We start from the raw sequence: 12,296 nt of genomic DNA, 5'->3' as shown, positions 1-12,296 counted from the left end.
GCGGAATTCGCGCGTACGGCACAGGACAGCGTCAGGCGGGGCCGCCGGGTGCCCGGACGGAGTGCCAGATGCGCTCGGGGAGGATGCGGGCCGCGACCGCCAGATCGACGCCCGGATCCCCGGCGAGCCAGCGGCGGGAGGTCTCCGCGACGGGGGCGATGACCAGCATCTCGGTGAGCGGGTCGGGAAGGGGCAGGACCGTCCCGGCCTCGACGTGCGGGCGCAGCCAGCCGACGATCCGCTGCATCCGGGGGTTCTTCGCCTCGGCGATCCGGTCCGCGTTGGGCGGGAGGAAGTCGGCGTAGGACGAGGCGTGGATGAAGTGGGCCGCGGGGCGGTCCTCCTGGGTGAAGCGCAGGTACGCCTCGACGAGCGCGCGCACCCCGGACCGGGCCGTGCGGGAGCGTTCGAGCGCGGCGGCGACCGAGTCGAGCAGTTCGCCCATGGAGCGCGCGTACAGCGCGGCGCGCAGGCCGTCGAAACTGCCGAAGTGGTGGTAGAGGCTGCCGCTGCTGGTCCCGGTCTCGGCGATCAGCGCGCTCATCGTCAGGCCGCCCGGCCCCTTCGCCGCGTACAGGGCGAGCGCCGCGTCCAGGACCTTCCCTACGGTCGCCTCGCCCCGCTGCTGCTTAGGCGACATGGCCGTTCAGGAGACGTCGCAGGTGCGGGCGGTGCGGTCCCAGAGGCGCTGGGCGAGGTCGCGGTCGGCGGCGACGGGGGCCAGGGGCTGCTCCTTCTCCAGGTGGAAGTAGCGTCCGGTCCCGCCGTCCGTGGCCAGCGCGAGCGCGACCACGGGACGGGCCCCCTTGGCGGGCTTCTTCCACAGCACCTTCGACGCCTTGAGGACCGCGCCCAGGGGACCGGTGCGATCGCCCAGGCCGGTCCGGATCACCCCGGGGTGGACGGCGTCGATGGTCACCCCGGTGCCCTTCCAACGCTCGGCGAACAGCGGAACCATCATCAGGTTGCACAGCTTGGTGTCGGCGTAGGTCCGCAGAGGGTGGAAGTGCAGGCCCTCAGGGGTCCGGTCGGGATGGGCCACCCCCTTGACGTAGAGCCCTGCGCTGACCTGGACGACCCGCGCGTTGGACGCGAGCAGCAGCGGCTCCAGTTCGAGGTTGAGCAGGAACGGCGCGAGGTGGTTGGTGACGTACGACTGCTCTAGGCCGTCCTCGTTGAGGACGCGCTCGTACGGCCACATTCCGGCGTTGTGCACGAGGACGTCGATGCGCGGGCACGCGGCGGTGAGCGCGACGGCGGTCTCCCGGATCGCCCGTATCGAGGACAGGTCGCCCACGACCAGCCGTACCCGGCCCTCGCCCTGTCCGGACGCGTCCAGAGAAGCACGCGCGGTCTCACCGCGGTCCCGGTCGCGCGAGACCAGCACGACCTCGTGCCCTTCCCGGACCAGCCGCTCCGCGACCGCGTAGCCGATCCCCCGGTTGGCTCCCGTCACCACGGCCACCGGCCGCTCTCCCGTGCCCATGCCGGCGAGTGTAGGGACGAAACCCCCGGAAAACCAGAGAGGCTCTCTAGTTTTTCCTTTCGTACGTCTTTATGCGGGTCCCGGTACGAATAGGCTCTCCCAAGCTGAGAGGCAGGACAGGCATGCGACTCGGGCCGCTCATGCTCCACGGCATGCTCGCCCACCACGGGGGCGGCGGCAGCTACGACGCCAGTAGGCCGCTCTACCTGCGGGGCCGGGTCATCCAGGCGCGGTACGGGTTCCCCCACGCGCAGCTGCGGATCGAGGTCCCCGCCGACCTCACCGTCCCGCGGAGCCTTCCCGGGGTCGACGGTCTTCGCGGCCACGACGACTGGACGGGGCCGCCCGTGGCGGAAGGCGCCGGGCAGGCCCGCGACCTGCTCCTCCCGCCCGACCTGACCGGCACGCTCGGCGGCATGCGCGGCCGTCCACAGGTCGGGGACGAAGTGGCAGCCGTCGTCTACCGCCGCTGCGACGCCGAGGGCGACGACTACTCCGGCGAACTGCGCGTGCAGATGCTCTACGCGGCGGGCGGCGTCCACCCCTACCGCGGCACCCTCACCCGTTTCGTCGACCGCTGCCTCCAGGCCGCGCGACCCCGCTCGGCCGCGCCGACCGCCACGGGTTCTGCGGCACCGGTCGCCACGGGCTCGGACGACCCGCCCTACCTTCTCCTCGGCGGGGGCGCCGCGCTCGCCGCCGGGTTCGTCGCGGCCCTCATCCGCCTGCGCACCCGCCGCCAGCGTTGAACGGCGTCCTGTCCTGGCTGGAGGCGACCGGCCCCGCCACCTTCATCCGGGACGGGCGATGGGCCTACCCCCTCACGGAATCGGCCCACCTCATCGGCCTCGCCCTCATGTTCGGCGCCATCGCCGTCTTCGACCTGCGCCTGCTGGGCTTCTCCCGCCGCGTCCCGGTCAGCGGTCTGGCCGCCCAGGCCCTCCCCTGGGCGCGCCGGGGGTTCGTGCTGGTCGCGCTGAGCGGCGCGCTGCTCTTCTCGGCGAACGCCACGCAGGTCTTCGACAACACCGCCTTCCAGGTGAAGCTCCTGCTGATCGGGGCCGCGGGCCTGAACATCTTCGTCTTCCACACGGGGGTGTTCCGCGACGTCAAGGACTGGGACACCGCCGACCGCGCGCCCGCCGCGGCCCGCGCCGCCGCCGCCCTGTCCCTCGCCATCTGGCCCGCCGTCATCGTCTGCGGCCGCCTCATCGCCTACGCCTGACCGGCGCCCCGGGAAAGCGACCGATTTCGTTCGCCGAGGGAAATGGTCCGATGACTCCCCTTATGATCGGCCACTTGATCAACACCAAAGGGGGAGTGCGTTGAGAAGATCACGGATGCGCGGGTCCGCCGCTCTCGTCACGGTCCTCGCGCTGGCGGGCTGCGGCGCGCAGGCGGGCCCGGTCGACACCTCCCGGGTGGCCGGCACCGAGAACGCCGAGGCGAGCGCGGTCGCGCACCGGCTCCAGAAGACCCTGGACGCGCTGCGCTTCCAGGAGGTCCTGGACACCGCGCCGCCCGGCTCCGCCCAGGCCCGGACGCTGATGAACGCCGTTGACAAGGAGGCCCGCAACACGCCCCGGCAGCGGCAGAGCCTCCTCGCGGCCGCGCCCGACGCGAAGCCGATCGTCCAGCAGCCGCAGATCGACGCCACCGTCATCGAACTCGACCGGCGCGGGCGGCCCGTCTCGTCCGGCACCGTCCTGATGAGCCCGCAGTACAAGAACGGCGTCGTCGTCCCCGTCGACCGCAACCTGTCCACCACCGACGTGCGGTGGCGGCAGTGGGACGACGCGGGCTGGTACGCCAACAAGGGCCAGGGCAGCATCGACGTCGTCCCCGGGCGCGAGGGCGCGAGCCTCGACTTCATGAGCCCCTACCCCGCCTCCGTCCTCAAGCTCATGGTCAACTTCGGCGTGCTGCGGCTGGTCGACCAGGGCACGATCACGCTGGACGGCACCTACGACTACCGGCCCACCGAGACCAGCTCCCTGTGCGGCGGGCCCACGAGCAAGACCGTCGCCCAGTACGTCGACGAGTCCATCACCTGGTCGTCCAACGCCGCGTCCTGCGCCCTGGTCAAGCTCCTGCACGACAACGGCGCCGTCGACGGGCTCAACCGGACCTTCCAGGACCTCGGGCTCCAGACCCTCCAGCTCAAGAACACCAACCCGGCCTCCGGCGGCCGCTGGGGCAACCCCGTCACGATGAGCTCCCTGGACACCGCCAAGCTCCTCACCCTCGTCAACGGCGCCCCCGGCACGGTCTGGACCGCGCCCGGCGGCAAGCCCGTGACCAGCGCCGTCCTGAGCGCCTCGTCCCGGAAGTTCTTCCAGGACAAGCTGAGGTCGCAGGGCTGGAACGACATGCTGTCCACCCCCAACTGGTGCGGCGGCGCCTACCCGGCCGCCGGCATCCCGCACGGCGTCCCGTCCCGCTGGGTCGGCGCCGACGGCACGGTGAACGTCAACGGCTCGAAGTTCGGCCGGGACGTGCGGCCGTGCACCAAGAAGGCGGAGGTGTCGTTCGCCCACAAGACCGGCTGGGTGAACAACAGCGGCGCCGACGCGGGCATCGTGAAGGCCCTGCCGGGCAAGGGCGGGCGCAGCTACGTCGTCGTGGTGTTCTCCAACCTCGGCACGCAGTACGTCGACGCCGGCCGGCCGGACACCCCGGAGGGCATCTACCCCTACGCCTTCACCGAGAAGTTCGCCAAGCTCGGCCGGATCATCGACACCTACGAGAAGAACCGCGCCGCCCGCGGCTGACCCGTCATCGTCGCCGGCCTGTTGCCGGCCGCCCACCGCTCCACACGGTTACCGCTGCTGGAAGACCGCGCCTCCCGAGTCCTCCGAACCTGGCCCCGGGAAGGGAAAGCGGCGCTTCGGGTGAGTACAGGTAAACGGTGATCTGGAGGAGGCTCCGGGTGGGACGAACGTACAGGGTGGCGCTCTGCGCGGCGCTGGCGGCCGGCGGGATGGCGATGCTGCCCGCGACGGCCGCCGGCGCCGCGCCCGGCTCGCCGCCGGGTTCGCTGCCGGGTTCGCTGCCGGCGGGCGGGTCGTGGACGGTCACGCTGCTGACGGGCGACGTGGTGAAGGTCCGGACGGTGAAGGGACGGCCGCCGCTGGTGTCCGTCCGGCCGGGCGAGGGGCGGGACAACACGCTCTTCCACCGGTCGATCCGGCCGGACGGGAGCGTGACCGTGACCCCGGCGGACGTGGCGTCGCAGGTCGGACGGGCGCTCGATCCGAAGCTGTTCGACGTGACGACGCTGATCCGGCAGCGGTACGACGACGCGCGGAGCCGCGAGCTGCCGCTGATCGTCGCCGGGAACCCGGACGTGCGGGCCCTGGGCGCCCGCCAGGACCGGCGCCTGTCCAGCATCGGCGCGGTCGCGGTGCGGCAGCCCAAGGGGCAGGGGGCGCGGATGGTGTCGGCCCTGTCCGCGCGTTCCGGCGGCCTCCGGTACGTATGGCTGGACCAGAGGGTGAAGGCCGCGGCGGCGCCCGGCACCCGCAAGCTCGACCGGAACCTGAGCCAGGTCGGGGCGCCGAAGGCGTGGAAGGCGGGCTTCACCGGGAGCGGCGTCAAGGTGGCCGTGCTGGACACCGGCGTCGACGCCGCCCACCCCGACCTGGCCGGACGCGTCGCGGAGACGATGAACTTCAGCGCGGCCCCGGACGCCGTGGACCGCCACGGGCACGGCACGCACGTGGCCGCCACCGTCGCGGGCACCGGCGCGGCCTCCCGCGGCGAACGCAAGGGCGTGGCGCCCGGGGCCTCGCTGCTGGTCGGCAAGGTGCTGGACGACGAGGGCTACGGCGAGATGTCCGACCTCATCGCCGGGGCGGAATGGGCCGCGCGGCGCGCCAGGGTCGTCAACATGAGCCTCGGCGGATGGGAGCCGTCGGACGGCACCGACCCGGTCTCGCAGGCGGTGGACAGGCTGACGGCGGCGCACGGCTCGCTGTTCGTCGCGGCCGCGGGCAACAGCGGCGGGCTGGGCGACATCAGCTCGCCCGCCGCGGCCGGCTCCGCGCTCACCGTGGGCGCCGTCGACGGGAAGGACGCGCTGGCCGGCTTCTCCTCACGAGGCCCGCGCCCCGGCCGGACCGCGATGAAGCCGGAGATCGTCGCGCCCGGCGTGGACGTCGTCGCCGCCCGCGCCGCGGGGACCACGATGGGCGAGCCGGTGGACGCCCGCTACACCGCCGCCTCCGGAACCTCCATGGCCGCGCCGCACGTCGCGGGCGCGGCGGCGCTGCTGGCCCAGCGGCATCCGGGATGGCAGGCCGCGCAGCTCAAGGCGGCCCTGACGGGCTCGGCCGACCCGGCCACCGGCGGCGACGCGTTCGAGCGCGGGACGGGCCGCCTGGACGCCGGCGCCGCCGTCACCGCCCCGGCCGTCTCCTCGACCGGAGTGGTCCACCTGGGCGCCGCCAAGGGGGACCTCGCGACGGAGCTGAACTGGACCGGCCGCGAGGGCGCCAGGCTCGCCCTGTCGGTGAAGCTGACCCGGCGCCGGGGCGGTGACGTCGACGGCGCGGCCGAGTTGTCCGCCACGAACGTGACCGTGCCCGCGAACGGCACGGCCTCCGCGACCCTGCGGATCGACGCCGCCGCGCTCAAGGACGAGCCCGGCCTGTACGTGGCGGAGGTGACCGCCGAGGGCGGGCCCAAGACGTTCGTCACGTTCGAGGTGGAGCCGCCGAGCCACACCCTCACCGTCAAGGCGACCCGGCTGCCCGGCACGCCCGACGCCGCGTTCGCCGCGTTCGCCTTCGTCACCGACCTGACGGATGTGACGCGCACCGCCGCGACCGTGGAGGCCGGCGCCGACGGCACCGCGACGGTGCGGCTCCCGCGCGGGCGGTACAGCGTGATGGGCCAGGTCGTCGACGGCACCGAGGGCGGCAGGCGCTCCGCGCTCGCCGGTGACCCCGACGTCCTGCTGGACCGCGACCTGACGGTCACGCTGGACGGCGCCGCGGCCAAGGAGGTCAAGGCGGGCGTCCAGGGGAGGACCACCCAGACCACCTGGGCGGCGGCCGCGTACACGCAGGGCAACGGGCAGGCGGTCTGGGGCGACGCCGTCTTCTCGTTCGAGCCGGGCAAGGACTCGATCTACGCGCAGCCGACCAGCCCCGTGTCCTCGGGCACTTTCGCGACCTACGCCTCGTTCCGGCTGACGGCACCGGGCCACGTGTGGGATCTGCTGGAGCCGCTGGGCGACCGCCTGCCCGCCGACCCGTCGTTCGTGGTGACCCCCGCCGTCCAGGCGCGGCTCGCGCGGCTCGACCAGCGGTTCGCCGCGATCGACGGGGACACCGCGAAGCCGGTGCGCGAGAAGCGGTACGGCATCAGCCCCGAGGGCTTCATTCTCGGCGAATCGGCTAGCGAGGTGCCCGCCGGGACGACCCGGACCGACTACCTGTCGGCCGGGCGCGGCATCCTGTGGAACGACGAGGCGTTCCCTGCCGCGGTCGAGGGCTGGGTGGACCAGGAGCCGTTCACCGAGCGCACGCCCGGCAGCCGGACGGTCAAGACCTGGGGCCGTCAGCCGATGCGCCCCGGCCCGTACCCGGCGACCGCCGCGTCGCTCAGCTTCTGCGCGCCGCCCGCGTCGATCCGGTCGCGCGAGGTCATGAGCGTCTACCTCGTCGACCTCCAGACCCGCCCTGACGGCTTCGACTGCGGCCTGGACGACCCGAGCGTGATCAAGCGGAAGATGACCCTGTACGCGGGGGACCGCGTGATCGGGCAGTCCGCCGATCCGGGCGCCCGCTTCACGGTGCCGAGGGAGGCCGCGACCTACCGCCTCCACTACGACACCGACGCCTCGGCCGTGCTGCCGGTCTCCACGCGCACGGCCACGACCTGGACGTTCGAGTCCACCGGCCCCGCGGGCACGGGAACCGCCCGGCTCCCCCTCCTCACCGTCGACTACGACCTCGGCCTCGACCTGCGCAACCAGCCGGCGGGCAGGCCGGCCGTCTTCACGGTCGGGCGCGTCGGGGGCGGCGGCGCCGAAGTCACCGGGCTGAGGGCGTGGACGTCGGTCGACGACGGCACGACCTGGACGCCGGTCGCGGTCAGGACGCTCGGCGGCGGCCGGTTCTCGGCGCCGCTGCCCGCCCCGGCGCAGGGCCAGGCGGTCTCGCTGCGCGTCGACGCGCGCGACGCGGGTGGCAGCGCCGTCGACCAGCGGATCATCAGGGCCTACCGGGTCCGCTGACCCAAGGCCCCGGCTTGCCACGGCCTCAACGGGCCGGTGGATACACCGTCCAGGCGCCCCCGTCGAGCACGTCGAGCCCGCCGTACCCGCTCACCGCGAGCGGTGCGGCACCCGGCTCGACCTCGCGGTCCTTGCCTGAGCGGGCGTCCAGCACCACCGGCCCGTTGGAGGTCTCGCCGTACACGGCGCCGTGCCAGAACGCGGTGACCTTCGGCGCGATCCGCCCCTCGGACGGCAACCGCCACAGCGTCTCCAGGCTCGTCGCGTCCAGGCCGACGACACCGCCGTCGTACTCGCCCCGGTAGCACAGGACGGTCTGCGCCTCGTCGAAGCGGCAGTGCCAGCTGTTCTCCATCTTCACGTGCTTCCGGGGCTTCCCGGTCCTGACCTCGTGAAGGTCCGTGGTGCCCCAGTCGCCGGCGGAACCCGTCTTGACGTTCAGCGAGAACAGGCCCGGGCCCGCCGCGGCGATGTCGACGAACACCCCTCCGATCTCGTCGGAGGCCCAGACCTGTCGCTGGTCGGCGGCGCGCAGCCCGACCATCCGGTACTCGGGGCCGTCCCCCGTCCTCTCCGCGACCACGCCGCCGTCCAGCCCGACCGGGTCGAACCCGTACCGCGTCCAGCGCACCTTGTGGGTGGCCAGGTCGGCCACCATGGTGGTGTTCTGCGCCCAGGTCATCACCGCGGTCGTGGCGTCGACCCCGACGATGCCGACCGGCCCGCCCCCGCCGTACTCGTAGCCGCTGTCACGGGGCACCGGCAGCACGTCGTCGAGGACGCGGCCGCCGCTCGACACGTCCACCCCGATCAGTTCGATCGCCACGCCCGCGGGCGTGGTGCCCTGGCCCGGGACCTCGGTCAGGAACGCGGCGAGGACGGTCCGGCGGCCCTGGAGCGTGGTGACCACGGGCTGGGTGGAGCCGGTCCCGCCGAGCAGCTTCCTGCTCGGAGCCACCTTCCACGCCTGCCTGCCGGTGGTGATGTCCGTTCCGGCCAGCTCGCCGCGCCGGGTGGTCGTCACGGCGACGCGATCGCTGATCGCCACGGGGACCGAACCGTACAGGGTTTGGTACTGGTACGGCCTGAGCTCGGCCGGGATCGTGACCGGCCTCCCGGTGTCGAACCGCGTCGGCGGGTCGGCGAAGGCGGCGGACGGGGCCGCGCTCGCCTGCCCGGAGGGGGACTTCCCGGAGGGCGGTCCGCCCTCCGGGTCACCGCCGCCGCCGCATCCCGCGAGGACGACGGCCGCCGTGAATGTCGCGATCATCCGTATTCTGTTGTCCACATTCCGGACTATAAACCGGCGCGTCCTACCGCCCCATCACCCCGTGACGGGGCCGAACGCCTGGCGGGTGTCGATCACTTCGCCGAACAACTCCCAGCGCTCGCCCCTGAAGCGCATCATCTGCATCGACTCGATCGGGAAACCGTCGTCCTTGCCGGTCTGCATCCGGATCCCCGGCAGCAGCATCGGGACCTCGACGTTGTTCAGGTTGCGCATCGAGTCCCGCAGGCCCTCGCGGGTCGGGCACTTGGCGGCCTCCAACGTCTTGTGGAAACTGCTCGCCGCCGCCCAGCCGAACGCGTGGTACGGCACCGACGTGTCCGCGCCCGGCGCGTACTGCTTCATCTTCGCCGTGTACAGCGTCATCTCCGCGTCGTCCTTCCACTGCGGATCGCTCGGATCCTTGTAGTAGTTGGCGGACACGACGTTCTGCACGTTCGGGAAACCGACCGGTCGCAGCACGGTGATCGACGCGGCGACGTTGTTGACGATGTGCAGCGGGTTCCAGTTCGTCAGCTTGGCGTCGGCGGCCAGCGCCTGCGACCCGAACTTCGGCGTGGTGACGTTCAGGAACACGTCGGCCTTGGAACCGGCCAGGTTGCGCATCTGCGGCTCGACGCTCGGGTCGGACACCTCGTAGCTCTGCTCCCCCACGATCGTGATCTTGGTGCCGGCGAGCGCCTTCTTGAACCCGCCCAGCAGGTCCTTGCCGAAGTCGTCGTTCTGGTAGAGCACCGCCACCTTCGCCTCGGGGCGCTCGGACTTGAGGAACTGCGCGTACACCCGCGCCTCGGACACGTAGTTCGGCTGCCACCCGATCGTCCACGGATGCCCGGTGTCGCTGCCCCACTTCGACGCGCCCGTCGCCACGAACACCTGCGGCACCTTGCGCTGCCCGGCGTAGTCCCACGTCGCCGTCGTCGACGGCGTGCCCAGCGTCTGGAACAGCGCGAACACCTGCTCCTGCTCGACCAGCCGGCGCGCCTCCTCCACCGCCTTCGGCGGCTGGTAGCCGTCGTCGCGGACGACGAACTCCACCTTCCGCCCGCCGATGCCGTTCTTCTCGGCGTTCACGTAGTCGAAGTACGCCTTGATGCCCTTGGGGATGTCGCCGTACGCCGACGCCGGGCCCGACAGCGGGTAGATCCCGCCGAGCTTGAGCGTCTTGTCGGTGATGCCGGTCGTCTGCTGGCCCTTGCACGCACCGGAGGCGGTGGTGGAACCGTCGTCCTCCCCGCGCCCGCCGCACGAGGCCGCCGCCGTCGCCGCGAGCAGCACGGCCGCCGTCGCCGCCGTCCCGCGTGCCGCCGTTCCGCCGCCGAACCCTGAAGAACGCATGCGCCTACCCCTTCCGAAGGGTCTTGTCGAACGAGTGCACCGCGCGTCCCGCCAGCCCGGCCAGCCCGGTCGGGGCCACGTACATCACCGCGATGATCAGCAGGCCGAAGATCACCCCCGGCGCCGCCTTGTTCACGTCCTGCGACAGGCTCGGCACGAACATCACGAACAGCCCGCCGAGCAGCGGGCCCCACATCGAGCCCAGACCGCCCACCACCAGCCCCGCCAGCAGCGTGATCGAAAGGTTCACCGTGAACGAGTCCGGCGACACGAACCCGATCACCCACGTGTAGAGGCAGCCGGCCGCCCCGGCGAACAGCGCGCTCCACGCGAACGCCATCCGCTTGTAGAACGCCGGCCGCACGCCCATGACCTCGGCCGCCGTCTCGTTGTCCCGCACCGAGTGCAGCGCCCGCCCCACCCGCGACCGCAGCAGGCTGTAGGTCACGGCGAACGCGGCCAGCGCCACCGCCAGCGTCAGGAAGTACAGCCACTGGTCCTCGGCCAGCCCCGTCCACGCGGGCGGCTGCGGCTTCCCCAGGGTCAGGCCCATCGACCCGCCCGTCACCGACTCGAACCGCTTGAGCAGCGGCACCAGGAAGATCGCGATCGCCAGCGTCACCAGCGCCAGGTACAACCCGCGCAACCGCGTCGCCGGCACCCCCAGCGCCAGCCCGATCACGAACGCGGCCGCCGCCGCCAGCGGAAGCGTCAGGAGGTACGGCAGCTCCCAGTGGAACATCATGATCGCCGTGCCGTACGCGCCGACCGCGAAGAACGCCCCGTGCCCCAGCGAGATCTGCCCGCCATGCCCGACCAGCAGGTTCAGCCCGAGCAGCGCCACCGCGTACACCAGCACCATCGTGAACTGGAACACCCGGAACGGCACCAGCTGGAACGGCGCGTAACACGCCCCCAGCAGCAGAGCCCCGACCGCGATCCACTGCCACCGCGCCCGCGCCGCCCGCACGAGCCCGCCCCGCCCGGGGGCCGCGTCCGCCGCCTCGTCCGGCACCGCGGGCTCGTCCTTCTGCACCGTGTCCATCTCGGTCCGCTCGCTCATGCGCGCTCCACCGCCGCCCGTCCGAACAGGCCCTGGGGACGCAGCAGCAGGACGCCGAGGATGACGGCCAGCGGAACACCGATCTTGAGGTCGGAGCCGATGAAGCCGACATAGGCGCCCGCGAGCGTCTCCGCCACACCGACGATCAGACCGCCGGCGACCGCGCCCATCGGGCTGTCGAACCCGCCGAGGGTCGCCGCCGCGAACGCGTAGATCAGGACGCCGCCCATCATGTTGGGCTCCAGGAACAGCAGCGGCGCCACCAGCACGCCCGACACCGCGCCGACCGTCGCCGCCAGGCCCCAGCCCAGCGCCAGCGTCCAGCCCACCCGGATGCCCACCAGCCGCGCCGACTCGGGGTTCGTCGCCACCGCCCGCATCCCCAGCCCGATCTTGGTGTGCCGGAACAGCAGGTAGAGCAGCCCCATCACCGCGGAGACCACGGCCATCACGCCGAGCGTCGAATAGGCCACGCTGACCCCGCCCGCCTCGAACGCGCCGCGCGGGAACGGGTTCGGGAAGTCCTTGATGAGGAACGACCAGATCCACCCGGCCGCCGCGTTCACGAAGATGAACAGCCCCACGGTGACGATCACCACGGTCAGCTCCGGCCCGCCCTCCACCGGACGGATGATCACCCGTTCGATCAGCATCCCGCCCGCGAACGACACCGCCAGCGTCAGCACCAGCGCCAGCCAGAACGGCACCCCGGCGTGCACGAACTGCCAGGCGACGTAGGTCGCGAACATGGCCAGCTCGCCCTGCGCGAAATTGACGATGCCGGTGAACCGGTAGATCAGCACCAGGGCCAGGGCCAGGCTGGCGTAGATGGAGCCCGCGCCCAGCCCCTCGATGATCTGCTGCAGGAACTCGACCATGC

General features: G+C 72.5%; 10 protein-coding genes. 4 read left to right on the top strand and 6 right to left on the bottom strand.

Features of this window, described 5'->3' with window-relative positions:
* Positions 1-31 precede the first annotated feature (31 nt).
* Both ACZ466_RS19565 and ACZ466_RS19560 read right to left on the bottom strand, forming a co-directional pair.
* Positions 32-640: a TetR/AcrR family transcriptional regulator gene (locus tag ACZ466_RS19565; protein WP_378285326.1), complete on the bottom strand. Its 609-nt coding sequence runs from the start codon at positions 638-640 to the stop codon at positions 32-34.
* Between the two features lie 6 nt (positions 641-646).
* Positions 647-1,486, bottom strand: coding sequence for an SDR family NAD(P)-dependent oxidoreductase (locus ACZ466_RS19560; protein ID WP_378285325.1), 840 nt, complete (start codon positions 1,484-1,486; stop codon positions 647-649).
* 122 nt (positions 1,487-1,608) lie between these two features.
* On the opposite strand from ACZ466_RS19560, the gene ACZ466_RS19555 reads away from it, so the two are divergent.
* The 4 genes from ACZ466_RS19555 (at position 1,609) to ACZ466_RS19540 (ending at position 7,727) form a co-directional block, all read left to right on the top strand.
* Positions 1,609-2,235: a hypothetical protein gene (locus ACZ466_RS19555; protein WP_378285324.1), complete on the top strand. Its 627-nt coding sequence runs from the start codon at positions 1,609-1,611 to the stop codon at positions 2,233-2,235.
* A complete protein-coding gene (locus ACZ466_RS19550; RefSeq protein ID WP_378285323.1) occupies positions 2,232-2,711 on the top strand; it encodes a DUF6644 family protein in 480 nt (159 codons plus the stop codon). The genes ACZ466_RS19555 and ACZ466_RS19550 overlap by 4 nt, the downstream gene beginning before the upstream one ends.
* A 115-nt stretch (positions 2,712-2,826) precedes the next feature.
* On the top strand, positions 2,827-4,257 hold the full coding sequence (locus ACZ466_RS19545) for a serine hydrolase (RefSeq protein ID WP_378285322.1): 1,431 nt from the start codon (positions 2,827-2,829) through the stop codon (positions 4,255-4,257).
* Between the two features lie 158 nt (positions 4,258-4,415).
* A complete protein-coding gene (locus tag ACZ466_RS19540; RefSeq protein ID WP_378285321.1) occupies positions 4,416-7,727 on the top strand; it encodes a S8 family serine peptidase in 3,312 nt (1,103 codons plus the stop codon).
* A gap of 25 nt (positions 7,728-7,752) precedes the next feature.
* Here ACZ466_RS19540 and ACZ466_RS19535 read toward each other — a convergent pair whose 3' ends face one another.
* Genes ACZ466_RS19535 through ACZ466_RS19520 form a run of 4 tightly spaced genes read right to left on the bottom strand, consistent with a single transcriptional unit; the run spans position 7,753 to position 12,294 of the window.
* Entirely contained in the window at positions 7,753-9,015 is a 1,263-nt protein-coding gene (locus ACZ466_RS19535; RefSeq protein ID WP_378285320.1) for a hypothetical protein, read from the bottom strand.
* 36 nt (positions 9,016-9,051) lie between these two features.
* Positions 9,052-10,353: an ABC transporter substrate-binding protein gene (locus ACZ466_RS19530; RefSeq protein WP_378285319.1), complete on the bottom strand. Its 1,302-nt coding sequence runs from the start codon at positions 10,351-10,353 to the stop codon at positions 9,052-9,054.
* A 4-nt stretch (positions 10,354-10,357) separates the two neighbouring features.
* Complete coding sequence (locus ACZ466_RS19525; protein WP_378285318.1) at positions 10,358-11,416, bottom strand: branched-chain amino acid ABC transporter permease; 1,059 nt, start codon at positions 11,414-11,416, stop codon at positions 10,358-10,360.
* A complete protein-coding gene (locus tag ACZ466_RS19520; RefSeq protein WP_378285317.1) occupies positions 11,413-12,294 on the bottom strand; it encodes a branched-chain amino acid ABC transporter permease in 882 nt (293 codons plus the stop codon). Before ACZ466_RS19520 ends, ACZ466_RS19525 begins: the two co-directional genes overlap by 4 nt.
* Positions 12,295-12,296 lie beyond the last annotated feature (2 nt).

The organism is Actinomadura rugatobispora, from assembly GCF_055379765.1.
This window is presented reverse-complemented; position numbering and strand designations above follow the sequence as displayed.

What these genes read in the sequence shown, in the direction of transcription:
- ACZ466_RS19565 (WP_378285326.1), bottom strand. Translation starts at nt 640, where the DNA reads ATGTCGCCTAAGCAGCAGCGGGGCGAGGCGACCGTAGGGAAGGTCCTG.
- ACZ466_RS19560 (WP_378285325.1), bottom strand. Translation starts at nt 1,486, where the DNA reads ATGGGCACGGGAGAGCGGCCGGTGGCCGTGGTGACGGGAGCCAACCGG.
- ACZ466_RS19555 (WP_378285324.1), top strand. Translation starts at nt 1,609, where the DNA reads ATGCGACTCGGGCCGCTCATGCTCCACGGCATGCTCGCCCACCACGGG.
- ACZ466_RS19545 (WP_378285322.1), top strand. Translation starts at nt 2,827, where the DNA reads ATGCGCGGGTCCGCCGCTCTCGTCACGGTCCTCGCGCTGGCGGGCTGC.
- ACZ466_RS19530 (WP_378285319.1), bottom strand. Translation starts at nt 10,353, where the DNA reads ATGCGTTCTTCAGGGTTCGGCGGCGGAACGGCGGCACGCGGGACGGCG.
- ACZ466_RS19525 (WP_378285318.1), bottom strand. Translation starts at nt 11,416, where the DNA reads ATGAGCGAGCGGACCGAGATGGACACGGTGCAGAAGGACGAGCCCGCG.
- ACZ466_RS19520 (WP_378285317.1), bottom strand. Translation starts at nt 12,294, where the DNA reads ATGGTCGAGTTCCTGCAGCAGATCATCGAGGGGCTGGGCGCGGGCTCC.